The organism is Lacunisphaera limnophila (assembly GCF_001746835.1).
In the GTDB taxonomy this organism is placed as follows: Bacteria; Verrucomicrobiota; Verrucomicrobiia; order Opitutales; family Opitutaceae; genus Lacunisphaera; species Lacunisphaera limnophila.
The window spans coordinates 4,054,672-4,080,644 of record NZ_CP016094.1 but is presented as its reverse complement, the minus strand read 5'-3'; the positions used below and the strand labels follow the sequence as shown (position 1 = coordinate 4,080,644).

The following is a 25,973-nucleotide window of genomic DNA, read 5'->3' as shown; positions in this document are numbered from 1 at the left end:
TCTCAAATTCCCCTCTCTGAAGAGGGGTGCCCGCAGGGCGGGGTGTGTAGGACGCTCACGCCCACCAAAAAATCTCTCGCGAAGGATACAAAGCCAGCGCAGCAGAACCCTCACGCCTCGATCCCCATCCGCCACACGCCAAGTCCGCAGAGACCGCGACGAAATGCTCCGTCGGATTCACCACCAAGTCACCGAGACACAAAGCCCAAACAGGGTAGGGTGCGTCCGGGTTAACCGCTAATTGACGCTCATTCCCGCTAATTCAGAACCATGCCTCCAACCCCTTAGCGTCGCTTAGCGCAGATTAGCGGTTGAACTCTGATGCAGTTTTTTGCGCCTTCTGCGCTTTTTGTGGCCAATCCTCGCCTCCGCGATCTTCGCGCCATCCGCATTTAAACCTGCTTTAGACCTCAGGTCTCCAGTTTCAGGTCTCGTTTTCCCGCTCGTCTGTCCTCCGTCCTCTGCCATCTGTCCTCTGGTGCGCGTCACCCGCCTCACCATCCTCACCCGGGGCCTGACCCACCGCTGCCCCAACTGTGGGGGCAAGACGCTCTTCGTGCCCGGCAAGCTCTACCAGATGCACCCCGCGTGCCCGGCCTGCGGCTTCCGCTACGAGGGCGCCGGCGGCCAGGAAGGTTTCTACCTCCGTGCCACGTCCCTGAACTTCGGCGTCACACTCGTGGGCTACCTCCTCCCGGTGCTCCTCCTCGCCTACACCCGCACGATCACCCTCCCCACGGCCAAATACCTGGCCTTCGGCGGCGTGCTGGTTCCGCTATTCCTTTACCGCCCGTCCCGCAGCTGGGCTCTCTTGAACTACTACCTCTTCGCCCCGGAAGAACTCCCGGCGAACGGTCACAAGTAATCACCGCTGCCCTTAGTCCGATCCCCCGCCACCCCCATCACCTCCGCAATCTCCGCCTCCATCCGACCCGAAGTCGTGGCCGTAGCTGCAGGGGTCGGAATGGACCGGAGTGGAGGAAGACGTGTCACCCCCGGTATAGGGCAGGGAAGTGTCACCCCGGTCGTCGCGGGGTTTCGGGCTCGGGATGTACCAGAGCGCCGCGCCAAAGATCACAAAGGCCGCGAGAATAAGGAGGATTTCCATGTCGGTACAGGAGGCGATCTAACCGCGGATCGGCGACAGGCTCGGGGTCTGCACCGTGGCGCAGCACCGGCCAAATGAAAACAAGGAATAGGATGCACGTATCATTCCCGTCTGGCCCGACGAGGCCCCCAGCAAGGCCGGGCTTCGCGCTGAGCGCAAACCGAATTCTAAAAGACAGGCGAGACCCCAAGCATTCACCACAAAGACACAAAGGAGGGGGAATTTCAGCGGCGCATCTTATTGGCGGCGCCCTGAAGCGCGGCCACCTGACGGACGAGCCCGCTGTTGCGGCTGAAATAGCGGGTGCCCTGAGCCAGTACTTCCAATTCCTCCGCGGTGGGCGGCTCCACCCGGTTGAGGTACACGTGCGCCATCAATTCATAGACCGCCGACAACGGCGGTGCCTGCCGCGTTGCCTGGAGCAAAGGCTGCAGGATGGGGTCGGTCTGTTCAGTCGTGTACTTCCCGTCGTTGCGCGTCGAGCGGCCGAAGAGGGCGTCGTACCGCAGACGGGCCAGCGCGTAATACACCCGTGGTCGCACCACGCCGCCCGCCACTGCTTCCTCCAGCAGGGCCTTCGCCGCCGCCACGTCGTCCGCCTCAAGTTCCAACAGCCCCAGGGAGGCCACCAGCCGCGGATCCCGATCCCCCCGGTCATACGGTTTCCGCAACGTGCGCCGGGCGAGCGCGGTGTACTGCTCCTCCAACGCCGGCCGGTTCTTCCTCACATAACGCGCCTCCAGGCGCTCCCACTCACCCTTGAGGCGCGCGATCTGGCGGGCCGTGGCGTCTTCCAGAGGAAACGACGGCGGCCGCGACCGCTCTTCCGGCAACACCCAGCGCAGGCCGCGGTGGTTGACCGAATAGGCCAGGATCGAACGCGTGGCCGCGGTGTAATCCAAGCTGATGCATTCCCGGAAAAGCGCTTCCGTGGCGGGCTCCCGGCTCAAGCGGTCCAGCCACCGCCAGAACGCCTCGGCCCGTCCCTGGGCGGGATCGAGGCCCCACGCGACCAGCAACTCCGCTTGCTCCAGCCAAGGCCCGAGATCAGCCGCCGGCGCGTCGCCGCCGAGAAAGCTGCCCAGCGGCAGCCGGAGTTCCAACTCCGATGGGGGGCTTTTCGCTTTGGCGGTCGGCGACTGCGGCATTTCCCAGCGCAGCGGTCTGGTCGTGACCGTGTTGTCCGCGAATTCCATGCGATCGTAGAGGCGCATGAATCCGGCCGTAAACCAATCGGGCAGGGAAGGAATCCGGTTCTGCAGGAGATTGCTGACATAGGCCGACGTCAGGTAGGACCGCTGCGGGTCGATGGTGGCTTCCGAGACCAGGGCGAAGGTCACAATCGCGTCGGCGTCGGTCAGCATGAGATTGCTGAAAAAAGCGTTGCCGGCGGCAACCGGACGGTCGGCGTCGGCTGCCAGCAACTTGGCCCCCGTCATCGGCTCGAGGCGGACGCGCGGCGGCGCGCCGGGCGAGGGTACCCCGTCCGGCCGGGCCGGCGGATGAGCCTGCAGCATCGCCGCGACGGCCTGCTGCTCCGCCACGGGCCAGAGTTTCTCGTCGTAGAAGATCAGCGCCTGCGGGACATCGAGCGTCAGCTGGAACCGCTCCGGCAGCACAAGCTCCAGCAGCTGGTTGGCGCGATGGAAGGCCAGCGCCAGGCGCTCCGTGGTGACATCGTTGCAGCGCGACAGGATTTCAAACCGGGGAATCTCCGTATACCGCCACGTCGGTCCGATGGTGGACTCCACAATGAACGGCGGCAGCTGCACGCTCATCTCCGTCTGGGCCTCCGGCGCGGCGCCAGGCGCTTGGCACGCGCCGGCGAGAAAAACGGCCAGAAGGCGGAAGACTGATCGGCGGTGGGAAGGGATCATGGCTTGCACCACCGTATTCAGGGCAGTTGCAGCGTGTCGGCCATGGTTTCCAACAAGGGGCGCATTGCCTCCAGCTGGGCGGCCGGGACCTTCACGAAGATCAGGGCATAGCTGTTCGCGCCGGAGACGCGCACGAGCTGCTCGGCCCAGGGCGCTCCCTCGTGCGTGAAGCGGCCGGTCCAGCTCAGGCAGGGTCGGCCGTTGGCCTCCCGGTACCGAAAGCTCGCCGGGTCGTTGGCGTAGTCTGTCGCCATGCCCCGGCGGTCTGTCTCCTTGATCGCCGCTTGCTGGCGCAGCGCGGCCTCGGGCCCGGCGGGATCCGACGCCAGCGGCTGCATGCGGTAGTAGAGTGAGAGGGCGATTTGCGGGTGGTCCGGATGATGGAAGATGACGGACGTGGCCGCCGCGTCGACCTGGGAGCTGCGCGCGAGTTTCCAGCCCGGCGGGTAGGAGACCGACACTTTGGTCCGCGGGTCGGTGACCGTGTTGTCCTTGTCCTCCAGGGTGGGGGGACGTTGGCTGCCGCGCGTGCGGGCCGCCGCCAACGTGGGGCAGCCGAGGGCCAGGCGTTGGGCGTCGCTGATGCCGGCCTCATCCACGCGCGGCGGGCCGGCGGGGCCTATCTGTGTTCCGAAGCGCTGGTCCAGCGCGGCCGAACGGAGCAGGCGGTCGTAACTGGCGGCGACGAGCCACCGGCCGCTGCGGCGGTCGCCGAGCAGCAGCGAGCACACCGCTAGCTCGTGGGCGAGCTGATAGCCGTCAAACCGGCCGCTGTGTTGCATGACCAGCGCGGCCCGGGCAAAATCATCGGCCGTGCGCACGTCGCCCGCGGCGACGATCGCGCGGATGCGGGCATTGCGCTGCTGGTCCCCCGTCATGATCGCCTTGCGCTCTTCCTCGTTCAACGTGCTCCAGTTGGTTTGGCGGACCGCCTGGTCGGCGTCCACGATCGCCTTGATCTCGGGGTTGTCCACCAGCCCGGCCAGCTTGGCGCGGGCCCCGGCCGGGTCGCGCATCACCGCCTGGATGCAGCCGGGGGCGGGGTCCGACTGGTAGAAGGCGGGATTTGTGGCGGCCATGTTTTGGGCGTCGATCCGGACCGGGCGGCCCATCAGTCCCAGGAGGATATCCCAGGTCAGGCCCAGGCCGCTCCCTGCGCCCGGGTGGTCCTTGGCGGCTGCAGCCAGGAGCAATTCATACTGCGCCCGGCCGGTGCGGAACTCCCCCAGGTGCCGGCTCAGCAGGACGGAAGCGCGGAAAAAGTCCTCGCCGCTCGCGAGGCGGTTGCTCTCCACCAGTTGCAGGGTCTCGGCGTTGATCGCCGCGATCGCCCCCTGGTCGCTCCAGTCCTTGGGCGAGCGGGCCTCAAGGTCGGCGAGCAACATGGCGACGGCCGGGGTGCTCTCGGCCGGCACCGCGGCGGGGACGGATTCGGCGGCGGGGACGGCGACAGACAAAAGCGAGGCCAGGAGGCCTGCGACGGACAGGACCGACAGGGTGGGGGTACGGGGGGTCATGACTGCGAAACCAACGGTTGAACCGACTCGTTCTTAGTCCTCGTCCGGCCCGACGAGACTGCCAGCTAGGCGGACGCTGGCGCTGAGCGCAAACGGAAACCAGAAAGCAGAGACCTCAGATCTGAAACCGGAGACCTGAAAGTTGGGCAGATCCCGAATCCATTCACCACGAGGGCACGAAGACACGAAGGGCAGATCGACTAAACTCCTGGTGAGGTACTTTTCGGTCCTTCGTGGTGAATTCCTTGTCTCCATCCGCGCCCCTCTGCGTCATCCGCGGGGAAACCGCTTACCGCGCCATAGCCGGAAGGCGACGGCGGGTGCCTCGGTGGTGAGAGCTTCCCCGCCCGGGTAGTCTCTAGTTTGTACGAACGGCCCCTTGTTTTTCTGCGGCGCGTGACTTGGCTCTGCCTTACCTCATGAAACCCCTCCTGACCTTCGTCGCCCTGTGTTCCCTGGCCGTCCCCGGCCTCCGCGCCGCCGAGGAGCTGCCCGCCCTCAAGGATCTCTACGCCGGCAAATTCCTCATCGGCGCCGCCATCGGGGCCGATGTCGCCTTGCAGCCCGACCACCCGCTGCGGCCGCTGGTCAAACAGCAGTTCAATTCCCTCGTCTCGACCAACCTCATGAAATGGGGTCCCTACAACCCCCAGCCGGGCGAATACAATGATGCCCCCGCCGGCGCCTACTTCGGGTACGGCAAGGCCCAGGACATGTACATGGTCGGGCACACGCTGTTCTGGCACGCGCAGACGCCGAAGTGGGTGTTCGAGGACACCGAGGGCCAGCCCCTCGCTCGCGAGGCCTTGCTCAAGCGCATGCGCGAGCGCGTGCAGCGCGTGGCGAAGCTCTACGGCCCCAGCACCGACGCTTGGGACGTCGTCAACGAGGCCATCGTCGAAGACGGCTCCGTCCGCCCGACGTCGTTCAGCCGCATCCTCGGCGACGAGTGGGTCATCGAGGCCTTCAAGATCGCCAACGAGGAGCTGCCCAAGCACATCGCCCTTCTCTACAACGACTATAACATGGAGACCCCCGGCCGCCTCGCCTCCGTGGTCAAGCTCGTCCACGACCTGCGCGCCAAGGGTCTGCGCATCGACGCCGTCGGCTCCCAGGCGCACTGGCGGCTGGAGACCCCGACGATCGCCCAGATCGAGGCGAGCATCGTCGCCCTGCGCGACGCCGGGGTGAAGGTCCACTTCACCGAGCTGGATATCGAGGTGCTCCCCCGCAACGTCGGCGGCGCCGAGATCTCCATGCGCGAAAAGCGCACGGAGGACAACGACCCCTACACCGCGGGCCTGCCGGCGGAGATCCAGGAAAAGCTCGCCCGCCGCTACGCCGACATCTTCAAGCTGTTCCTCAAGCATGCCGATGTCGTCGACCGCGTGACCTTCTGGGGTGTGACCGACGGCGATTCCTGGCTGAACAGCTGGCCCGTCCGCGGCCGCACCAACCACCCCCTCCTGTTCGACCGCCAGCTCCAGCCCAAACCTGCCTTCCACGCCGTGGCCGAGGCGGCGAAGCAGCCCTGAGAGGAATACATTTTATCACGCAAAGCCGCTAAGGCGCAAAGGAGGGGAGTGGGATTTCAATCTATTCGTCCCGTGGCCGGGTGGGTTCGTCAGATCGCCTCGCTTCGCGTCTTTGCGCCTTTGCGTGAGACCAAACCCTGTCTTGGCTTCTCTGTGATTCGCGTGTTCTGTGCCTCATCCCCAACCCCATGAAATCGCTCTTTTCCCTCCTGCTCATGTGCTCCTTTCTCACGGTTCCCGGCGTGGCCGGGACCGACGCCCCGGCCCCCGTCTACGAGCTGCGCATCTACACCGTCCTGCCGGGCAAGATGCCCGACATGCTCGCCCGCTTCCGCGATCACACCTGCGCCCTCTTCGAGAAACACGGCATGGTGAACATCGGCTACTGGCTGCCCGTAAAGGCCGAGGACCAGAACAAGCTCTATTACGTCGTGAAGCACGCCAGCCGCGACGCCGCCAAGGCCTCGTGGACCGGTTTCGTCAACGACCCCGACTGGATCAAGGCCCGCGACGCCTCCGAGGCCGCCGGCAAGATCGTGGCGGGCATCGAATCCACCTACCTGGCCGAGACCGATTATTCGCCCGGGGTCCCGGCCCTGACTGGCGCCCATGTCTACGAGCTCCGCACCTACGTGTGCAACGAGGGCAAACTCGCCACCCTCGATGCCCGTTTCCGCGATCACACCCTCAAGCTCTTCGCCAAGCACGGCATGACCAATCTCCCGTACTGGCACCCGACCGACGCCGACAAGGGTGCCGGCAAGACCCTGGTTTACCTCCTCGCGCACCAGAGCGTGGACGCGGCCAAGGCCTCCTTCGACGGCTTCCGCCAGGATCCCGATTGGGTCAAGGCCCGCACCGCGTCCGAGCAGGCCGGCCCCATTCTGGTCAGCCCGCCGGCCTCCGTCTTCCTGGCCCCGGTGGATTTCTCGAAGCTGCAGTAATCCCGGCTAGGGGACCGGACCCGCCCCCCTGATTTATCGAACCGGCCTCGCGCCAAGGGCGCCACGTTCGCCAAGGTTGGATCTCTTCGCGCCCTCCGCGTCCTTCGCGCGAGGCCCCGGGTCGTTTCGCCCACTTTACGGTCACGTGATTCCCCGCCCAATCCCGCTCGCGATTCGCCGTTTCACGATTCTTATCTGACCCCGTAGTCTACCCTCTGTTTCTTACCCCATGAAATCACCGACCCTGTCCTTGCTTGTCGCCATGCTTGTCCTCCCCTCCGCCGCGCTCCGCGCCGCCCCGATCGAGGTGAAGGTCGACGCCGCCCAGACCGGCGCGCCCATCAATCCCTTCATCTACGGCCAGTTCATCGAGCACATGGGCCGCTGCATCTACGGCGGCATCTGGGCCGAGATGCTCGAGGACCGGAAATTCTATTTCCCCATCACCGAGAAATACGCGCCCTACCGCGCCATCATCAACGCCGACTTCCCGGGCGAGGTCGTCGAGCGCGGCTTCCCGGTCGTCGGCGCCTCGCCCTGGCAGATCATCGGTGACGCCTCCGCCGTCTCCATGGTCAAGGAAGGCGCCTTCGTCGGCAACCACTCACCCCGGGTTAACGCCGGCGCCGGCCTCCGCCAGCGTGACCTCGGCGTGAAGGCCGGTCTCCGCTACGACGGCTACGTCTGGGCCAAACCCCTCTCCGGCGCGGCTGAGATCGAGGTGACCCTCGTCTGGGGCGAGGGTGCGGCTGACCGCGCCTCGACCAAGCTTTCCTTCCAGGGCAACGACTACTCCAAGCAGACTTTCGCCCTCACGCCCGCCGCCGGCTCTGAGAAAGGCGCGCTGCTCGAGCTCCGCGTCCTGGGTGGCGACGTCCTCCTCGGGCCGCCGTCGATCATGCCGTCCGACAATTTCAAGGGCATGCGCCGCGATACCCTCGCGCTCCTGAAGCAGCTCAAGGGCACCGTCTACCGCTGGCCGGGCGGCAACTTCGTGAGTGGCTACGACTGGCGCGACGGCATCGGTGATCGCGACCGCCGCCCGCCCCGCAAGAACCCGGCCTGGACCGGCGTCGAGCACAACGATTTCGGCACCGATGAGTTCATGGTCTTCGCCCGCGAGATCGGCACCGAGCCGATGATCGCCGCCAACACCGGCTTCGGCGACGCCTACTCGGCCGCCCAGTGGGTGGAGTACACCAACGGCTCGACCGACACGGTCGCCGGCGGCTGGCGCGCCAAGAACGGCAACGCGCAGCCCTACGGCGTGAAATACTGGTGCGTCGGCAACGAGATGTTTGGCCCCTGGCAGCTCGGCTTCATGCAGATGCAGCACTACACGCTGAAGCACAACGAGGTCGCCCAATACATGTGGAAGGTCGACCCCACGCTGCAGCTCGTCGCCGTCGGTGACCTCACCACCATCAACAAGGACCACGATCCCGCCCAGGTGCGCTCCGGCAAGACCTGCTCCCACATCATGCTCGAGGAGTGCGCCGAGCACATGAATTATCTCTCGGAGCACTTTTACGTGGGCCGCACGCCGTGGAGCAAGAACGGCCGCACCGATGTGGCCACCCATGTCGGCCTGGTCCGCGAGGCCATCCGCGCCAAAGCCGACGGCCACCGCAAGCTCCAGGCCAGCCTGCCGAATCTCAAGGGCAAGCTCATGCCGGTCGCGATGGACGAATGGAACTACTGGCACCGCGAGTACGCCTACGGCGAGCTCGGCTGCGTGTATGAGCTGCAGGACGGCCTCGGCATCGCCGCCGGTCTCCACGAGTTCTTCCGCCAGAGCGACCTCATCCAGATGGCCCACTACGCCCAGACGGTGAACGTCATCGGCGCCATCAAGACCAGCAAGGTCGCCGCTGAGATGGAAACCACCGGCCTCGTGCTCCAGCTCTACCGCGAGAAGTTCGGCCAGACCCCGCTGATCGTGACCGCCGACGCCTCCCCGGCGGATGTGATGGCCGCGCTCACCCAGGACGGCAAGACGCTGACCGTCGGCGTGGTCAACCCGGGCACCGAAGCCATCGAGGTGAAGGTGACCCCCGCCGGCATGACCTTCGCCGGTCCGGCCACCCGCTGGCACATCAGCGGGCCGACTGCCGAGTCGCACAACTCACCGGGCAAGCCGCGCGTAGTCGACATCCAGCGCACGGACGCCAAGGCCTCGCTCCTACAAGTCCCGGCCCTGAGCGCCGCCGTCTTCGAGCTGCCGCTAAAGTAACTGTAGGGCGGGGTCGCCGAACCCCGCCTCGAACACGGCAGTGTTTGCGCACGAAGGCGGGGTTCGGCGACCCCGCCCTACAGGATGGCCCATCGCAAAGTCAGTTAGGAAGGGGCGTCCGGTATGAGCCTGGAGGGCCCGCGTCCCTGCGGGCCGCTCCAATAGAATGGAGGGTCCAGCTCCCGCTGGACCGCGGCCCGGCTCCGGCCGGGCCCTCCTGCTTACTTCCCTTTCCCCACCGCCCGCACCAACCCGCGCTGAAGAAGGATGAACGCCAGCAGCAGCACGCCCACCAGGATCCGCGCCCACCAGGGGCTGAGGCGTCCGTCAAAAAGGAGCACTGATTGGATCGTGCCGAAAATGAGCAGCCCAAACACCGTGCCCAGCATGTGCCCGCGGCCGCCCGTGAGTACGGTGCCGCCGATGACCACGACCGCGATGGCATCGAGTTCCAGGCCGATGCCGGTGCTGGGGTTGCCCGAGCCCGTGTAGAGCGTGCCCACCAGCCCGGCCGCGGCGGCGCAGAACCCGCTAAAGGCATAGACGCCGACCTTGGACGCCCCGACCGGCAGGCCCATCAGGAGGGCGGATTGCTCATTGCCGCCGAGGGCGAGCAGGTTGCGGCCGAAACGCGTGGTGTGGCCGATGACGCCACCGATGATCAGGCCGACCGCGAGGATCGCGGCGACGAGTGGCACGCCGACCGGGCCGAACTCCCAGTAGATGTCCGCCGCCCGGGCATAGAGCGGGTGGTTGATGCCGACGGACTCGGTGTTGAGCCAGAAGGCACACCCGCGCATCAGGAACATGCCCGCCAGCGTGATGAGGAACGCCGGCTGCTTGAACCAGTGGATGATCGCGCCCATGCCCGCGCCCAAGGCGCCGCCGATGGCCAGCGCCGCAGCCCCGGCCAGCGCGGGATGCACGCCGTGCTGCTCGATCAGGGTGGCGACAAAGATTGAGGTGAAGCCCGCGACCGCCCCGACCGACAGGTCGATGCCGCCGGCAAAGATCACGAGCGTCATGCCAATGGCCGTCAGGCCCAGCACCGCATTGTCCGTGAACAGGTTCACGGCCACGTTGGAAGAGAAGAAGCCCTCGTATTTCAGGCCCGCGGCGATGAACAGCGCCGCAAAGATCGCGCCGGTCGTCAGCAGGGGCAGGCGGCGTTGGAGCATGGCTTTCATGCGGCCGCCTTTTTCTTGAACAACCCGCCCAGCCACCGGCGGGTGCGGTCGGATTGGAGCAGGCACACGGTGAGAATGAGCAGGGCCTTGGGCACGGGCGCCACGGCCGGCGGGACGCCGAGGTTGTACATCGTGGTGATGAGCATCTGCAGCAGCAGCGCGCCCACGAAGGAACCGAGCAGGAGGAACCGGCCGCCGGTCAGCGCCGTGCCGCCGACCACGACCGCAAAAATGGCGTCCAACTCCATGTTTTCGCCCGCGCGCTGGGCGTCGGCGGCGCCGATGTTGGCGGCCTCCATCACGCCCGCCAGGCCCGCACACAGGCCGCAGGCGACGTAGGCGAGGATCTTGATCCGCGCCGTGGCCAGGCCGGCGAAGCGCGAGGCCTCGGGGTTGTCACCCACGGCCTCAATGAACAGCCCGGCCGCGGTCCGCCGCAGGGCGAAATGCACGGCGAGGTAGAGCAGGGTGGCGCAGACGATCGTGAAGGGCAGGCCGAGGACGAAGCCGTTGCCGAGAAAGCCGAAAGCCTCGTGCTTGATAATGAGTACCTGGCCGTCGGTCAGCACCTGGGCGACGCCGCGGCCGGCGACCATGAGGATGAGCGTGGCGACGATGGGCTGGACTCCCAGCCGCGCGACCAGCAGGCCGTTGATCAGGCCGGCGAGCCCGCCGGCGGCGATGGCGCCGCCGAGGATGAGGACCAGCGAATCCGTGCCTTGGCCGATGAGTACGGCCGCGACCGCGCCGGTGATGGCCACGACCGACCCGACCGACAGGTCCACGCCACCGGTGGCGATGACGAGCGTCATGCCCAGGGCGAGGATGAGGGTCTTGGCCCCGCGGTTCAGCACGTCGATCGGCAGGCCGTAGAGGTGGCCGTCGAGGACCGTGATGGTCAGAAAACCCGGCTTGAGCACGAGGTTGGCGACCAGCAGCAGGAAAATGCCTGCGAGGGGCCAGAGCACGGGGCTCTTCAGGAAATGGCGCAGGCGGTCGGTCATGCGGAAAGACGGCCTGATGACCGGTGCCTCAACTGTAGGGCGGGGTCGCCGAACCCCGCCACGAACGCGGCATCACGGTCGACCGAAGGCGGGGTTGCTTCGCCATCTGCGCCAAACCTCCGTCGGCTACCCCGCCCGACAAAAGACCAGCCGCTCGCGGTTGGTGAGGCCTCACTCATGCGGCACATGCCCTCCCGCCATGGTTTGCATGAGGCGCGCGGCGGTCAGTTCGGCGCCGGGGATCTCGCCGCAGTGCCGGCGTTCGCGCAGGACGACGGCGCGCGTGCTGTTGCGGACGACCTCCTCGATCTCGGAGGAAATGAAGATGACGGCGATGCCGTCGGCGCGGAGCTTGCCGATGAGCGCCTCGATCTCGGCCTTGGCGCCGATGTCGATGCCGCGCGTGGGCTCATCCAGGATGATCAACTCGGGCTGCGTGGCCAGCCAGCGGGCGAGCAGCACCTTTTGCTGGTTGCCGCCCGAAAGCGTGCGGATCGGCACCTCGGCGTTGGCCGTCTTGATGCGCAGGGCCGCGATGTAGTGCGCGCAGAGCCGTTCCTGCTCGGCGCGGGAGATCGTGCGCCAGCCGCCCTGCTTGGCCTGCAGGGCGATGATGAGGTTCTCGCGGACGGAGAGGTTGGGGAGAATGCCCTCGGACTTCCGGTCCTCGGAGCAGAAGGCGAGGCCGAGCTGCACGGCGTCGCGTGGTGAGCGGAGCCCGCAGGCGGCGTCCTTCATCCTGATTTCACCGCCGTCCCGCGGGTCGATGCCGAAAAGCAGCCGGGCGGTCTCGGTGCGGCCGGAGCCGAGCAGGCCGCCGAGGCCCACGACCTCGCCGCGATGGATGTCGAGGTCGAGCGCATGCAACGCGCCGCGGCGCGACAGCCCCCGGGCGGAAAGGAGCGGGGTGCCCGTGGCGGCGGTGGCCGCGGTGGCCGCGGCCGGGGTCGCGGTGATCTCGCGGCCGAGCATCTTGCCGACGAGGGCGAGACGGGGCAGTTCCCTAATGGGATATTCGCCGACGAGCGTGCCGTTGCGCAGGACCGTGATGCGGTCGCAGACGGCGTAAACCTGGTCGAGGAAGTGAGTGACGAAGACGATGCCGAGGCCCTCAGCGCGCAGGCGGCGCATGACGGCGAAGAGGTCGGCGACCTCTTTTTCGTCGAGGGACGCCGTGGGCTCGTCAAGGATCAGCAGCCGGGCCTTGAGGTCGAGCGCGCGGGCGATGGCGACCATCTGCTGCAGCGCAATGGAGAGGGTACCGAGCTCGGCATCGACGTCGCACTCGATCTCCAGCCGGGCCAGCGCCGCGCGGGCGTGGCGGCGGATGGCCCGCCAGTTGAGGAAGCCGAAGCGGCCGGGCTGGCGGCCGAGCGCGATGTTCTCGGCGACCGAGAGCGAGGGGACGAGGTTCACCTCCTGGTAAACGGTGCTGATGCCGGCGCGCTCGGCGTCGGCGGGCGCCTTCGCGCGGAGAGGGTTGCCGGCGAGGATGATCTCGCCCGCGTCGGCTTCGTAGACGCCCGTCAGGACCTTGATGAGCGTCGACTTGCCGGCGCCGTTTTCCCCGAGCAGGGCGTGGATTTCCCCGGCCCGCACGGTGAAGTCCACCCCGTCGAGCGCAACCACCCCCGGGAAACGTTTCCCGATGCCGCGGAGGGTGAGGAGGGGGGAGGGGGCGGTCACTTTTTAAGAAAAAGGCGGGGTTCGGAGACCCCGCCCTACGGACTAGCCCGCCGCGGGGGCGGGCACCATCTTCAATACTGGCGCGAGGGGAGGGCGGCGGCGGCGTTGGTGCTGTCGAAGAGTTCGTCCTTGTTGTAGGAAACCTTGGGCACGGTCTCGCCCGCGAGGACCTTGGCGACGGTGTCGTAGACCTTCGGGCCGAAGAGAGGGTTGCACTCGACGGTGACGGCCAGCTTGCCCGCGGCCACGGCGGCGACGGCCTCCTTGATGGCGTCGATGGAAACGATGAGGATGTCCTGGCCCGGCTTAAGGCCGGCTTCCTCGATGGCCTGGATGGCGCCGAGGGCCATGTCGTCGTTGTGCGCGTAGACGATCTGGATGGCCTTGCCGTGCTTCTTGAGCAGGGCCTCCATGACCTCCTTGCCGCCGGAGCGGCGGAAGTCGCCGCTCTGCGAGTCGATGATCTTGAGGCCGGGGTAGGCGGCGAGGCCGTCGGCGAAGGCCTTGCGGCGCTCGTTGGCCGGGGCGGAGCCGGGGGTGCCCTGCAGCTCGACGATGTTACCGGTGCCGTTGACGGCCTTGGCGAGCCAGTCGGCCGCCATCTTGCCCTCGGTGTAGAAATCGGAACCGATGAAACACACAAAGAGCGACTCGTCGCTCACCTGCACGGTGCGGTCGGTGATGATGACGGGGATCTTGGCGCGCTTGGCCTCGCGGAGGACGGGCTCCCAGCCGGTCTCGACGAGCGGGGCGATGACGATGGCGTCGACGCGCTGGGTGATGAAGGAACGGACGGCGCGGATCTGGTTCTCCTGTTTGCCCTGGCCGTCGGAGAATTTGAGGATGATGCCGCGCTTTTCGGCCTCGTTCTTCATCGAGTCGGTGTTGGCGGTGCGCCAGGCGCTCTCGGCGCCGGTCTGGGCGAAGCCGACCGTGAGGGTCTTGGCCGCGGCGGGGGAGACGAACGCAAGCAGCGACGAGGTCGCGAGCAGGAGGGGCAGGAGGAGCTTTTTCATGGGGGGTAAGACCGGACGAAACCGGGTAGGTTCAGTCAGTGAACGCCCGTCCGAAAACCAGTAAAGGGGATTCTACCCGCCCATGGCATGACCGTAATGTGCAGGGAGTAGTGCGCACCGGTCCGGTGCGCCGCGGCGGAGCGGGTCGCTCCACCCCACCTCCAATCCAAACCCGCGCGGCCTGCCAGCCATAGGCTTGGCGACGGCTGGAGCGCGGGTTCCACCTGCCTCACCCGCGCACCTGGCCGGTGCCGCGGACGATGTACTTGTAGGAGGTGAGTTCCTCGAGGCCCATCGGGCCGCGGGCGTGGAGCTTGTCGGTGCTGATGCCGATCTCGGCGCCGAAACCGAACTGGTAACCGTCGTTGAAGCGGGTGGAGGCGTTCCAAAGCACCACGGCGCTGTCGATGCCGGCCAGGAAGTGCTCGGCGGTGCCGGCGTCGGCCGTGACGATCGTCTCGGTGTGGTGCGAGCCGTGCGTCTCGATGTGCTCGATCGCGGCGGCGCAGTCGGCGACGACCTTCACCGCGATGATGAGGTCGAGGAACTCGGTGCGGTAGTCGGCCTCGGTGGCGGAGGCAACCAGGGCCGAAAAGGTGGTGGCCAGGCTCCCGAGGGCGGCGCGGGCTGCGTCGTCCACGCGAAGCTGGACACCTGCCCGGAGCAGGGCCTCGGCGATTTTCGGCAGGAACGTCGCGGCGACGTCCTGGTGCACGAGGAGGGTCTCGAGGGCGTTGCACACGCCGGGACGCTGGACCTTCCCGTTGAGGGCGATGGCGGTGGCCATGGCCAGGTCGGCCGCTTTGTCGACGTAGAGGGCGCAGATGCCGTCGTAATGTTTGATGACCGGCACGCGGGCCGTCTTCATGACCGTCTCGATCAGGCCGCGGCCACCGCGGGGGATGAGGAGATCGATGATGCCGGTGCTCTCCCCGAGCAGGCGCACGGTGTCGCGGTCGGCGACCGGCACGAGCTGCACGGCGGCGGCGGGCAGGCCGGCGGCGGCGAGGCCGCGGGAGAGGGCGGCGGCGATCGCGGTGTTGGAACGCAGGGCCTCGGAACCGCCGCGCAGGATGACGGCGTTGCCACTCTTGAGGCAGAGGCCGGCGGCGTCACAGGTGACGTTGGGCCGGGACTCGTAAATGAAGCCGATGACCCCGAGGGGCACGCGGACCTTGGCGAACTTCAGGCCGTTGGGCTGGGTCCATTCGCGGAGGATCTCGCCGACCGGGTGGGGGAGGGTGGCGACCTGCCGGAGACCCTCGGCGCAGGCGGCCAGACGCTTCGGATCGAGCGTGAGCCGGTCGATGAGCGCCGCGGTCTGGCCGTTGGCGCGGGCGGCGGCGACATCAAGGGCGTTGGCCGCGAGGATGGCCGTCTCCGCGGCGAGCAGCTCGTCCGCCATCGCGCGCAACGCGGCGTCGATCCGCGCGGCCGGCGTGGTCGCGAGCGTGCGGGCGGCGGCGCGGGCTTGCGCGCCGAGCCGGGCGACGAGTTGGACGAGTTCAGACATGACGGTGTTGGTGGGCGGTGAGCTCGCTCACGCCACCCCTTGCGCGAGCCCGCTCGCCGCCTACAAAGTCAGATGAAGCGTTCATTTGGCCGGAAAATACGTGCCCACGCGTTTGCCGGCCACGATTTGGTAGACCAGGCCCGCCTTGCGGCCGCTGGCGATGTTTACCGGGATGCCGGCCTTCACCGCGAGCTGGGCGGCCTGCAGCTTCGTGACCATGCCGCCAGTGGAGGTGTGGCCCTTGTCGGAGCGGACGAGGCTGGCGACTTCGGTAAAGTCGCGCACCAGCGGTACCACCTTGCCGGCGGCGTCCTGCAGGCCGTCGACGCTCGTGAGGATGATGAGGAGGTCGGCCTTGAGGAGGATCGCGACCTCGGCGGAGAGGCGGTCGTTGTCGCCGAAATTGAGTTCCTCGACGGCGACGGAGTCGTTCTCGTTGATGATCGGCACCACGTGGCCGCGGGAGAGGAGGTGGGTGAGGGTGTTGCGCGCGTTGAGGTGGCGGACGCGGCTGTCGAGATCCTGGTGGGTGAGCAGCAGCTGGGCGACCGAGATGCCCTGCTTGGCGAACGCGCTGGCATAGGCGTGCATCAACTGCGACTGGCCGACGGCAGCGCAGGCCTGCTTCGCGGCGAGTTCCTTGGGTTTCGTCGCCAGGCCCAGCGTGTCCAGACCGGCGGCGACCGCGCCGCTCGAAACGATCACGCATTCATGGCCGGCGCGGACGAGGGCGCCGACCTCGCGGACCAGGCGGGCAATTTGCGAGCGGCTCAGGCCGATACCCTTCTCGGTGGAGAGGATGCCGGTGCCGAACTTGAGCACGATGCGTTGGGAACGTTTGGCCATGGGAGGCTGACAGTAGTGCCGCTGCTTCGGGCAACAAGCCGGAATCATGTCCCGCCGCCGCTTTTCACTGGGGCCAAGGGAGCTATGACACGTTTTGTAGTAAGTCACTTAAGTATGACACGTCGCTCCCTTGTCTCGACACCGGTGCTGGCGTCCCTTATCTCCAACACAAAAATCAAACTCTTCTTCGTCCCCATGAACACCTTTCCCGACCTGTCTGTGTCCAGCAAATGTCCCGCCTTCGGCGGCGATTGTCTGTTGGATGGGATGACGGGTCTGCAGCAACCGTTTGCCGGCGCGTTCCAGCCGGCTGCCTGAGATGGAAGCAGTACGCCCGCCATCGACATGCCGACTGTTGCCGCTTCACCGCGTATCTTTGAACTGGCTTTGCCGGACCTCGCGCTCGCGCGCGGCGGCGTAGTCCGTTCACACCGCACCCGCGGTTGGTGGTGGAGCCGTGAAGGCGACACCCCCGACGCCCCCGCCCGGATGTGCCCACCGTGCTGCTGGTGCATGCCCTGACGGGTAGCGCCCAGGCCGGCGGCCAGGGCGGTTGGTGGGAGCCGCTGATCGGGCCCGGGCGCGCGCTCGACCCCGACCAGTATCGCATCGTGTGTTTTAACAACCTCGGTTCCTGCTACGGCAGCAGCGGTCCCGGGGCGGAGGGTTTTCCCGACGACCGCAACCTCGAGCTGACCAGCCTCGACCTCTCGCGCGCCATATTGCAGGGCCTCGATCGCCTGGGCATCGCGCAGGTTCACCTCACGACCGGCGGTTCCCTCGGCGGCATGATCACGCTCGCCCTTGCCGCCCTGGCTCCGGAGCGGTTCCAGCGCATTTTGCCCCTCGCCACCAGCGTCGCGGCGAGCGCGTGGGTCGTCGGCTGGAACCATGTGGCCCGCCAGATTCTGCGCCTCGATCCCGGCTATCCGCACGATATTGGCCGCGGCTTGGAGGTCGCCCGCCAGCTCGCCATCCTGACCTACCGCGCCGAGCCCGGCCTGAATGCCCGCCAGCCCCGGCCGGCGGCGGCGAGCTCCGTCGCGCAAGGCTATCCGGTTCAAAGCTACCTGGAGCACCAGGGCGCCAAATTGCGCAACCGTTTCGCCGCCCATTCCTATGAGCTGCAGCTGGCCGCGATGGACCACCACGACCTGCTCCAGCCGCTGCCCGGCGACGTTCGCCCGGCGATCAACCGCGTGCGGGCCGCGACCCTCGTGGTGGACATCGACACCGACCAGCTTTTCACCCCCGCGCAGGCCGACGAGCTCGCCGCGCAGCTGCACCAGGCCGGCGCCCCGGTGGAGCGGGCGACGCTGCAAAGCATCCACGGCCATGACGCCTTCCTCATGGAGTGGGACTTGCTCACGCCGATCCTGACGCGCGCCCTGCAGCTGGAGGTCCACTCATGAGCGACGCTTGGCAGGTCTACAAATTCGGCGGTTCCTCCGTTGGCACCACGGGCCGCATGCCCAAGGTGCTGGAACTCATCGCCGCCGCGCCGCGTCCGCTGGCCGTCGTGGTCTCCGCCCTCGGCGACACCACCGACTGGCTCATCCTCTGCGCCCGTTCGGCCGAGGAGGGCAACATCAGCCAGGCCCGGCGTGAACTGACCCAGGTGCGCGAGCTCGCCACGGCCACCGCCCGCACCGTGCTGAACGGCCAGGGTCAGAAAGGGTTCAAGCACGACCTCGACGAGATCCTCACCCCGGTGGAGCGCCTGCTCTCGGGTATCGAGCTGACCCGTGAGTGCTCCCCGCGCACCCTCGACTCCATCATCTCGGTCGGCGAGCGCATCTCCGTCACCGTCCTCGCCCGCGCCCTGGTCGAACGCAATGTGCCCGCGATCCCGGTGGACGCCCGCGACTTCGTCGTGACCGACGGCACGCACGGCGCCGCCACGGTGGACAAGGCCGCGACCGCGGAGAAGTTCGCCGCCGTGCTGCCCCGCCTCGCCGGCCAGGTCCCGATTGTCACCGGCTTCATCGGCCGTTCGCGCGAGGGCCACACGACCACCCTCGGCCGCAACGGCTCCGATTACACCGCCACGCTCGTCGCCGGTCTGCTCAAGGCCAGCGCCGTGACCGTCTGGACCGACGTGCTGGGGGTGATGACCGCCGATCCTGCGCTGGTGCGCGAGGCCTCGCCGGTCGACCGCCTTTCCTATGATGAGGCGCTGGAACTCGCCTATTTCGGCACCCGGATGTTCCACCCGCGCACCATCATCCCGCTCCGCGAGTGCGGCGCCGCGCTGGTCATCCGCAGCACCACCCAGCCCACCGCGCCCGGCACCCGCATCGATGCGACTGGCAATCCCGATCCCAACCGTCCCACCTGCGTGACCAGCCTAGAGCGGCTCGCGCTGCTCGGCGTCCAGTCGCGCCGCACCGGCCTGAGCAAGCCGCTCGGCGGTCGCATCCTCGCGGCCCTCGGCGAGGCCGGCGTCCGCGTGTGGATGACCACCGAGTCCACCCTCGGCCAGTCCTTCTCGGTCGTGATCCCGGAGTCTGACATGCCGAAGGCCAAGCAAAGCATCAGCGAGGTGCTCGCCCCCGAGATCCAGACCGGCGACCTGCGCATCGAGCCGATGCTGTCGCCCGTGACGCTCGTCACGCTCGTCGGCGAGAACATGGCGCGCCGGCCGAATGTCGCCGGCCGTTTCCTCAATTCCATTGGCGCGGCCGGCATCAATGTGCGCGCCGTGGCCCAGGGCGCGTCGGCCCGCAGCATCTCCTGCGTGGTGGACGCCGACCACACCGCGCTGGCGGTGCGGACCGTGCACGGTGCCTTCAACCTCTCGCACACCGAGATCAGCGTGCTCCTGCTCGGCAAGGGCGTGGTCGGCGGCTCGCTGCTCAAGCAGATCGACCAGCAGAACAAGGCCCTCGGCCGCGAGCATGACGTGCAGGTGCGCCTCGTGGGCGTCGGCTCGAGCGGCGGGGTGCTGTTCGACGAGCACGGCCTTTCCACCGACAAGGCCGTGGAACTGCAAAAGTCCGCGATCGAGGAGGGCAAGGCGGTCAAGGATGTCATCTCGCTGCTCGGCCGTCTGGCGCAGCTGCCCAACCCGGTGCTCGTGGATTGCTCGGCCGCCCCCGGCATGGAGAAGCTCTACCTCGCCGCCTTCAACCAGGGCGTGAACGTCGTGTCCGCCAACAAGCAGCCGCTCGCCCTCCCGCAGGCCGAGCGCGACGGCTTGCTCGGCCAGGCCCGCAAACATTTCCGCGCCTACCACTACGAGACCACGGTCGGCGCCGCGCTGCCCGTGATCGAGACGCTCAAGAATCTCGTCCGCACCGGCGACCACGTGATCACCATCGAGGGCGCGTTTTCCGGCACGCTCGGCTACCTGTGCGACCAGCTCGCGCAGGGTCAGCCGCTGTCGGTCGCCGTCCGCACGGCGCGCGACCTGGGTTACACCGAGCCGCATCCGCGCGATGACCTGTCCGGCCTCGATGTGGCCCGCAAGGCCGTGATCCTCGCCCGCGAACTCGGCCTGCGCCTCGACCTGACTGACGTGGAGCTGAAGCCCTTCGTGCCCGAGTCCTATCTCAAGGAGAGCGATCCCGAGAAATTCATGCAGTCGCTCACGGCGCTCGACGCGGAGTTTGCGCAGCGCGTCGCCGCCAGCAAGGCCCAGGGCAAACTGCCGCGCTACCTGGCGCGCATCACCCCCGGGGCCGCGGGCGCCAAGGTCACGGTCGGCCCGGTCGACGTCGAGACGGCGCACCCGGCCTCGTCGCTGCGCGGGGCGGAGGCCTTCGTCGCCTTCCACACCGAGCGTTACAAGGAATACCCGATGGTGGTCCGCGGCGCGGGGGCGGGTGGGGCGGTCACCGCCGCCGGCGTGCTCGCCGATATCCTGCGCCTGGCCCAGAACATCCGCGGCCGGGGTTAAACACCGGCCGCCGGCGCGAGTTTTTACATCTGCACCGGCGTATTGCCGGCGAAGATTTTAAAACTGAGGGTTGACAGGCATTGTGCCGATACGCAGGTTCGCGCCGTTCGTACACCGATGTTCCCCGTAGTCGCCATTGCCCTTATTACCGTCGTCCTGGCCCTTGTTGCCGTGGACACACTCACTCATGGGCGGCTCGCCAAAGTCTCAAACTCCTAAAAGGAACTAAGAAAAAAAGATGAAGCCGCCCAAAAAAAGGGGCGGCTTTTTTATTGTCCCTCCGTTATGACGCAGACCCTTAATACCCATTTCTCGCCCTGCCGGAATTGTTTCGGCAAGGTCGACTGACCATTCTCCCCATGGATTCCGGTAAACGCCACAGTCACCTCGTCACCGAAGGCCCCAGCCGCGCGCCCGCCCGCGCCATGATGAAAGCCGTCGGCTTCACCGATGAGGACCTCAGCAAGCCGTTGATCGGCATCGCCAACACCTGGACCGAAATCGGGCCCTGCAATTTCCATCTCCGTGCCTTGGCGGAACATGTGAAGGCCGGCGTGCGCGCCGCCGGGGGCACCCCGCTCGAGTTCAACACCGTTTCCATTTCTGACGGCATCACGATGGGCACCGAGGGCATGAAGACCTCGCTCATCAGCCGCGAACTGATCGCCGACTCCATCGAGCTGGTGGCCCGCGGCAACAGCCTCGACGGCCTCGTCTGTCTGTCCTCCTGCGACAAGACCAACCCCGGCGTCATGATGGCCCTGGCCCGCATGGACATCCCCGGCCTGGCGCTTTACGGCGGTTCGATCGATCACGGCCACCACAACGGCAAGGCCCTGACCGTGCAGGACGTGTTCGAGGCGGTCGGCGCGTTCAGCTCCGGCAAGATCGACGCCAAGGAATTCAAGTGCGTGGAAAACGCCGCGTGCCCCACCGCGGGCGCCTGCGGCGGCCAGTTCACCGCCAACACCATGGCGACGATCATGGAGGCCATCGGCATCTCCCCCGTCGGCCTCAACGGCATCCCCGCGACCGCCGCGGAAAAGAACCAGGCCGCCTTCCGCTGCGGCGAGATCGTCATGGATCTCGTCCGCCGGGACCTGAAGCCCTCGCAGATCATGACGCGCCCGGCGTTCGAGAACGCCATCGCTTCCGTCGCCGCCTCGGGCGGTTCGACCAACGCCGTGCTCCACCTGCTCGCGCTGGCGAAGGAGGCCAACGTCTCCCTCCAGATCGACGAGTTCGACCAGATCTGCCGCAAGACCCCGACCATCGCCACCCTCAAGCCCGGCGGACTCTACACCGCGGTCGAGATGCACAAGGCGGGCGGCATCTCCCTGCTCCTGCGCCGCCTCCTCGAGGGCGGTTACCTCCACCGGGACTGCGTGACCGTCACCGGCCGCACGATCGCCGCGGAAGTCGCGGGCGCCTTCGAGGCCCCCGGCCAGCAGGTCATCCGGCCGACCGACAAACCTTTCAAGCCCACCGGCGGCCTCGTCATTCTCCGCGGCAACCTCGCCGAGGAGGGCGGCGTGCTCAAGGTCGCCGGCAGCTCGCGCGAAAAACTCAAGGGCCCGGCCCGCGTCTTCAACAACGAGGAGGACGCCATGGCCGCCGCCAACGCGCAGCAGATCAAGGCCGGCGACGTCGTCGTCATCCGCTACGAGGGCCCCAAGGGCGGTCCCGGCATGCGCGAGATGCTCGGCGTGACCGCCGCGCTGGCGGGGCAGGGGCTGGCCGACTCGGTCGCCCTGCTCACCGACGGCCGTTTCTCCGGCGCGACGCGCGGTTTCTCCATCGGCCACGTGGCGCCCGAGGCGTTCGTCGGCGGCCTGATCGCGTTCGTGCAGGAAGGCGACCTCATCGAGGTCGACGTGCCGGCGCGCAAGCTGTCGGTCGAGATCGACCCCGCCGAGCTCGCCCGCCGCAAGGCCGGCTGGCAGGCGCCGGCCCCGCGCTATGCCCGCGGCGTCATGGCCAAGTACGCCAACACCGTGTCCTCCGCCTCGGTGGGCGCGGTCACCACCTGATCCCCCTTTAAAATCCAACCCCAAGCTCACAGGACCTGATTATGAAAAAACTCACCGGCGCAGAAATCATCTGGGAATGCCTTCAGAAGGAAGGCGTCGACGTCGTGTTCGGCTACCCGGGCGGCGCGATCCTGCCGACCTACGACGCCATGACCAAGTACCCGAAGATCCACCATGTGCTCGTGCGCCACGAACAGGGCGCCACGCACATGGCCGACGGCTACGCCCGCGCGAGCGGCAAGGTGGGCGTCGCCATCGCGACCTCCGGCCCCGGCGCGACCAACATGGTCACCGGCATCGCCACCGCCATGATGGACTCCTCGCCGATCGTGTGCATCACCGGCCAGGTCGGGTCCAAGGCGATCGGCACCGACGCCTTCCAGGAGACCGACGTGACCGGCGTCACGCTCCCCGTCACGAAGCACAATTACCTCGTCACCAAGCCGGGTGACATCGCCCGCGCCATCCGCGAGGCGTTCTACATCGCCAAGAGCGGCCGCCCCGGCCCCGTGCTGGTCGACATCACCAAGGACGCGCAGCAGCTGACCGCCGAGTTCGACTGGGAGGCCGCCGCGCCCAAGCTGCCCGGCTACCGCCCGAACCACCGCGCGCCGGACTCCGAGTTCACCCGCGCGGCCGAGCTGATCAACGCGGCCAAGCGCCCGCTCATCCTCGCCGGCCAGGGCATCATCAAGTCCGGCACGACCGAGGAAGTCCTCAAGCTCGCGAAGACCGCCGGCATCCCGATCACCACCACGCTGCTCGGCATTGGCGCCATCCCGGCCTCGTCGCCGCTCAACCTCGGCATGATGGGCATGCACGGCGAGTCCTGGGTCAACGAGGCCATCCAGCAGGCCGACCTCCTGATCGCCCTCGGCATGCGGTTTGACGACCGCGTGACGGGCAACCTCAAGACCTACGCCCTCAACGCGAAGAAGATCCACGTCGATATCGATCCGACCGAGATCAACAAGAACGTCCCGGTGGACGTCGCCCTCATCGGCGACCTCCGCGAGGTGCTCGCCGAGATCCAGCCCCAGGTGAAGAAGGCCGACCACGCCGACTGGTGGACCACGATCAAGGCCGCCCGTGGCGACTCCGCCGTGCGCGACATCCAGACCCTGCCGGACAACGGCCACCTCTACGCGGCGCACGTGATCAACGACATCTGGCGTCTCACGCAGAAGCGCGAAACCATTGTCGTCACCGACGTCGGCCAGCACCAGATGTGGGAGGCCCAGTATTTCCGCCACGACGAGCCCCGCTCGCTCATCACCTCCGGCGGCCTCGGCACCATGGGCTTCGCCCTGCCGGCGGCCATCGGCGCCAAGTTCGCCTGCCCGGACAAGGACGTCTGGGTGGTCGTCGGTGACGGCGGCTTCCAGATGACCTCCTGCGAACTGGCCACGGCCGAGCAGGAAGGCATCAAGGTCAACGTCGCCATCATCAACAACTCGTTCCTCGGCATGGTGCGCCAGTGGCAGGAGTTCTTCTACGACAAGCGCTACGCCGCGACCCCGATGACGGGCCCCGACTTCGTGAAGCTCGCCGAGGCCTACCGCCTCAGCGGCCTGCGCTGCAACCAGCGCTCCGACGTCAAGGCCACCGTGACCAAGACGCTCGCGGACAAGAAGACCGTCGTCATCGATTTCGTCGTCGAGAAGGAGGACTCGGTGTTCCCGATGGTCCCCGCCGGCGCCGACCTCGACAAGATGATCCGCCGCCCGAAGCAGGACGTCATGCTCGAGTCCGGCTCCGACAAGGAGTGGGAGATGCCCGCCTCGCCGCTGCCGAACGTCTTCACCGAGAAGCAGGTCGAGGCGAAAGCCCTCACCGGCCGCGGCAAGTCCGCGTCCGCCCGCCCGGCCAAGAAAACCGCCAAATCCCGTCGTTAACCCCCTCCCGTCATGGCCAAACATACCCTCATCGCCTATGTGGAAGACGTGCCCGGCGTGCTCAACCGCGTCGCCTCGCTCTTCCGCCGCCGCAACTTCAACATCGACTCGCTGACGGTCGGCGGCACCGACCAGCCTGGCGTGTCCCGCCTCACCGTGGTCGTCGACACCACCGAGGCCGGCGCCCGCATCGTGGAGGCCAACCTCTACAAGCTGGTCAACGTGCTCCGCGTGGACGACCTCACCCACAAGGCCTCGCTCACCCGCGAGCTCGGCCTCGTGAAGGTCAAGGTTACGCCCGACACGCGCGCCCAGATCCTGCAGCTCGTCGATGTCTTCCGCGCCCGCGTGGTCGACGTCGATGAGAAGACGATCACCGCCGAGGTCACCGGCACGCCCGAGAAGATCGCCAAGTTCGAGCTGATCCTGCGCCCCTACGGCATCGCCGAGATGGTGCGCACCGGCGCCGTCTCCATGGCCCGCGGCCACGAGCCGGTCTCCTCCGCGCCCCCGCAGGTCCGCACCGTCACCGACCACGCCCACGACAACTCCGGCATCTCGATGTCCGTCTGATCCCCCTCATCTCAAATTTCAAATCCCCAATCCTCTACTACCATGGCTAAAATCTACTACGACAAGGACGCGAACCTCGCGCTCATCCGCGGCAAGAAAGTTGCGATCATCGGCTACGGCTCCCAAGGCCACGCCCATGCGCTTAACCTGAAGGACAGCGGCGTGAAGGTGCGCGTCGGCCTCTCCGACAAGAGCAAGTCCGTCGCCAAGGCGCAGAAGGCCGGCCTCACCGTCGGCCCCGTGGCCACGGTCGCCGCCTGGGCCGATGTCATCATGGTGCTCGTGCCGGACCACGTCCAGGCCCGCCTCTACCGTGAGGAGATCGCCCCGGCCCTCACCGCCGGCAAGATGCTCATGTTCGCCCACGGCTTCAACATCCGCTTCAAGGGCATCGTCCCGCCGAAGAACGTCGACGTGGCCATGATCGCCCCGAAGTCCCCCGGCCACCGCGTGCGCGAGGTGTTCCAGGAGGGCGGCGGCGTCCCCGGCCTCATCGCCGTCTACCAGAACGCCACCGGCACCGCCAAGAAGCTCGCGCTGTCCTACGGCCGCGGCATCGGCTGCACCCGCGCCGGCGTGCTCGAGACCACCTTCAAGGAAGAGACCGAGACCGACCTGTTCGGCGAGCAGGCCGTCCTTTGCGGCGGCTGCGCGGAGCTGGTCAAGGCCGGCTTCAAGACCCTCGTCGACGCGGGCTACCAGCCCGAGATCGCCTACTTCGAGTGCATGCACGAGCTGAAGCTCATCGTGGACCTGATGTACCGCGGCGGCCTCAACTACATGCGCTACTCCGTCTCGGACACCGCCGAGTGGGGCGACTACGTCTCCGGCCCGCGCGTCGTCACCAAGAAGACGCAGAAGGAGATGAAGGCCATCCTCAAGGACATCCAGACCGGCAAGTTCGCCAAGCGCTTCATCGACGAGAACAACAAGTATGGCCGCAAGACCATGACCAAGTTCCGCAACAAGGAACGCGGCCAGAAGATCGAGGTCGTCGGCGCCAAGCTGCGCGCGATGATGCCGTTCCTGAACCCGGTCGTCATCTCGAAGTAAGCCGGAAGGAAGTTTGTTTCATGCCCAGCCGCGACCAACGCCTGTCCCTCACCGCCTC

Annotated in this window: 19 protein-coding genes; 11 read left to right on the top strand and 8 right to left on the bottom strand. The window is 67.2% G+C overall.

All coding sequences use genetic code 11. The features are described 5' to 3' along the window. The first annotated feature begins 478 nt into the window (after positions 1-478). Entirely contained in the window at positions 479-865 is a 387-nt protein-coding gene (locus Verru16B_RS17150) for a DUF983 domain-containing protein (protein ID WP_069963430.1), read from the top strand. A gap of 467 nt (positions 866-1,332) precedes the next feature. On the opposite strand, the gene Verru16B_RS17145 is transcribed toward Verru16B_RS17150, so the two are convergent. Beyond that, positions 1,333-2,985: an anaerobic carbon-monoxide dehydrogenase catalytic subunit gene (locus Verru16B_RS17145; protein ID WP_069963429.1), complete on the bottom strand. Its 1,653-nt coding sequence runs from the start codon at positions 2,983-2,985 to the stop codon at positions 1,333-1,335. Positions 2,986-3,002: 17 nt separating this feature from the next. After that, the gene (locus Verru16B_RS17140; RefSeq protein WP_069963428.1) at positions 3,003-4,502 is read right to left on the bottom strand and encodes a hypothetical protein; all 1,500 of its coding nucleotides are present in this window, start codon (positions 4,500-4,502) and stop codon (positions 3,003-3,005) included. Between the two features lie 419 nt (positions 4,503-4,921). On the opposite strand from Verru16B_RS17140, the gene Verru16B_RS17135 reads away from it, so the two are divergent. The 3 genes from Verru16B_RS17135 (at position 4,922) to Verru16B_RS17125 (ending at position 9,214) form a co-directional block, all read left to right on the top strand. Beyond that, positions 4,922-6,037 (top strand): endo-1,4-beta-xylanase, encoded by a 1,116-nt coding sequence (locus Verru16B_RS17135; protein WP_069963427.1) that lies wholly within the window; start codon positions 4,922-4,924, stop codon positions 6,035-6,037. 188 nt (positions 6,038-6,225) lie between these two features. Beyond that, entirely contained in the window at positions 6,226-6,981 is a 756-nt protein-coding gene (locus Verru16B_RS17130) for an NIPSNAP family protein (protein ID WP_069963426.1), read from the top strand. Positions 6,982-7,210: 229 nt separating this feature from the next. Next, positions 7,211-9,214: an alpha-L-arabinofuranosidase C-terminal domain-containing protein gene (locus Verru16B_RS17125; protein ID WP_069963425.1), complete on the top strand. Its 2,004-nt coding sequence runs from the start codon at positions 7,211-7,213 to the stop codon at positions 9,212-9,214. Between the two features lie 221 nt (positions 9,215-9,435). Here Verru16B_RS17125 and yjfF read toward each other — a convergent pair whose 3' ends face one another. The 6 genes from yjfF to proB all read right to left on the bottom strand — a co-directional run bounded on the left by yjfF (position 9,436) and on the right by proB (position 16,466). Then, positions 9,436-10,401, bottom strand: coding sequence for a galactofuranose ABC transporter, permease protein YjfF (gene yjfF / locus Verru16B_RS17120; RefSeq protein WP_083270447.1), 966 nt, complete (start codon positions 10,399-10,401; stop codon positions 9,436-9,438). Beyond that, positions 10,398-11,405 (bottom strand): ABC transporter permease, encoded by a 1,008-nt coding sequence (locus Verru16B_RS17115; RefSeq protein ID WP_069963424.1) that lies wholly within the window; start codon positions 11,403-11,405, stop codon positions 10,398-10,400. The genes yjfF and Verru16B_RS17115 overlap by 4 nt, the downstream gene beginning before the upstream one ends. Positions 11,406-11,576: 171 nt before the next feature. Next, a complete protein-coding gene (locus tag Verru16B_RS17110) occupies positions 11,577-13,091 on the bottom strand; it encodes a sugar ABC transporter ATP-binding protein (RefSeq protein ID WP_069963423.1) in 1,515 nt (504 codons plus the stop codon). A gap of 71 nt (positions 13,092-13,162) precedes the next feature. Further along, positions 13,163-14,107 (bottom strand): ABC transporter substrate-binding protein, encoded by a 945-nt coding sequence (locus tag Verru16B_RS17105; RefSeq protein WP_069963422.1) that lies wholly within the window; start codon positions 14,105-14,107, stop codon positions 13,163-13,165. Positions 14,108-14,336: 229 nt separating this feature from the next. Beyond that, complete coding sequence (locus Verru16B_RS17100) at positions 14,337-15,620, bottom strand: glutamate-5-semialdehyde dehydrogenase (protein ID WP_069963421.1); 1,284 nt, start codon at positions 15,618-15,620, stop codon at positions 14,337-14,339. 81 nt (positions 15,621-15,701) lie between these two features. Beyond that, positions 15,702-16,466, bottom strand: a complete 765-nt coding sequence (gene proB / locus Verru16B_RS17095; protein ID WP_069963420.1) for a glutamate 5-kinase — start codon at positions 16,464-16,466, stop codon at positions 15,702-15,704. A 195-nt stretch (positions 16,467-16,661) separates the two neighbouring features. Between proB and Verru16B_RS19075 the strand changes: the two genes are divergently transcribed. From Verru16B_RS19075 to ilvC, 7 genes are all read left to right on the top strand, one after another. Continuing rightward, positions 16,662-16,784 carry a hypothetical protein gene (locus tag Verru16B_RS19075; protein WP_257785148.1) on the top strand — a complete coding sequence of 41 codons (123 nt, stop codon included), beginning with the start codon at positions 16,662-16,664 and terminating at the stop codon, positions 16,782-16,784. Positions 16,785-16,957: 173 nt separating this feature from the next. Further along, positions 16,958-17,878, top strand: coding sequence for an alpha/beta fold hydrolase (locus Verru16B_RS17090; RefSeq protein WP_069963419.1), 921 nt, complete (start codon positions 16,958-16,960; stop codon positions 17,876-17,878). Beyond that, entirely contained in the window at positions 17,875-20,364 is a 2,490-nt protein-coding gene (gene thrA / locus Verru16B_RS17085) for a bifunctional aspartate kinase/homoserine dehydrogenase I (RefSeq protein ID WP_069963418.1), read from the top strand. Before Verru16B_RS17090 ends, thrA begins: the two co-directional genes overlap by 4 nt. 359 nt (positions 20,365-20,723) lie before the next feature. Further along, entirely contained in the window at positions 20,724-22,394 is a 1,671-nt protein-coding gene (gene ilvD, locus Verru16B_RS17080) for a dihydroxy-acid dehydratase (protein WP_069963417.1), read from the top strand. 41 nt (positions 22,395-22,435) lie between these two features. Next, positions 22,436-24,289 carry a biosynthetic-type acetolactate synthase large subunit gene (gene ilvB, locus Verru16B_RS17075; RefSeq protein ID WP_083270446.1) on the top strand — a complete coding sequence of 618 codons (1,854 nt, stop codon included), beginning with the start codon at positions 22,436-22,438 and terminating at the stop codon, positions 24,287-24,289. 12 nt (positions 24,290-24,301) lie between these two features. Next, complete coding sequence (gene ilvN, locus Verru16B_RS17070; protein ID WP_069963416.1) at positions 24,302-24,862, top strand: acetolactate synthase small subunit; 561 nt, start codon at positions 24,302-24,304, stop codon at positions 24,860-24,862. Positions 24,863-24,904: 42 nt separating this feature from the next. Next, positions 24,905-25,915 (top strand): ketol-acid reductoisomerase, encoded by a 1,011-nt coding sequence (gene ilvC, locus Verru16B_RS17065; protein ID WP_069963415.1) that lies wholly within the window; start codon positions 24,905-24,907, stop codon positions 25,913-25,915. The last annotated feature ends 58 nt before the right edge of the window (positions 25,916-25,973 follow it).

Coding starts and splice junctions, on each gene's coding strand:
- Verru16B_RS17145 (WP_069963429.1), bottom strand. CDS start 2,985: ATGATCCCTTCCCACCGCCGATCAGTCTTCCGCCTTCTGGCCGTTTTT.
- Verru16B_RS17140 (WP_069963428.1), bottom strand. CDS start 4,502: ATGACCCCCCGTACCCCCACCCTGTCGGTCCTGTCCGTCGCAGGCCTC.
- Verru16B_RS17135 (WP_069963427.1), top strand. CDS start 4,922: ATGAAACCCCTCCTGACCTTCGTCGCCCTGTGTTCCCTGGCCGTCCCC.
- Verru16B_RS17130 (WP_069963426.1), top strand. CDS start 6,226: ATGAAATCGCTCTTTTCCCTCCTGCTCATGTGCTCCTTTCTCACGGTT.
- Verru16B_RS17125 (WP_069963425.1), top strand. CDS start 7,211: ATGAAATCACCGACCCTGTCCTTGCTTGTCGCCATGCTTGTCCTCCCC.
- yjfF (WP_083270447.1), bottom strand. CDS start 10,401: ATGAAAGCCATGCTCCAACGCCGCCTGCCCCTGCTGACGACCGGCGCG.
- Verru16B_RS17115 (WP_069963424.1), bottom strand. CDS start 11,405: ATGACCGACCGCCTGCGCCATTTCCTGAAGAGCCCCGTGCTCTGGCCC.
- Verru16B_RS17105 (WP_069963422.1), bottom strand. CDS start 14,107: ATGAAAAAGCTCCTCCTGCCCCTCCTGCTCGCGACCTCGTCGCTGCTT.
- Verru16B_RS17100 (WP_069963421.1), bottom strand. CDS start 15,620: ATGTCTGAACTCGTCCAACTCGTCGCCCGGCTCGGCGCGCAAGCCCGC.
- proB (WP_069963420.1), bottom strand. CDS start 16,466: ATGGCCAAACGTTCCCAACGCATCGTGCTCAAGTTCGGCACCGGCATC.
- Verru16B_RS19075 (WP_257785148.1), top strand. CDS start 16,662: ATGAACACCTTTCCCGACCTGTCTGTGTCCAGCAAATGTCCCGCCTTC.
- thrA (WP_069963418.1), top strand. CDS start 17,875: ATGAGCGACGCTTGGCAGGTCTACAAATTCGGCGGTTCCTCCGTTGGC.
- ilvD (WP_069963417.1), top strand. CDS start 20,724: ATGGATTCCGGTAAACGCCACAGTCACCTCGTCACCGAAGGCCCCAGC.
- ilvB (WP_083270446.1), top strand. CDS start 22,436: ATGAAAAAACTCACCGGCGCAGAAATCATCTGGGAATGCCTTCAGAAG.
- ilvN (WP_069963416.1), top strand. CDS start 24,302: ATGGCCAAACATACCCTCATCGCCTATGTGGAAGACGTGCCCGGCGTG.
- ilvC (WP_069963415.1), top strand. CDS start 24,905: ATGGCTAAAATCTACTACGACAAGGACGCGAACCTCGCGCTCATCCGC.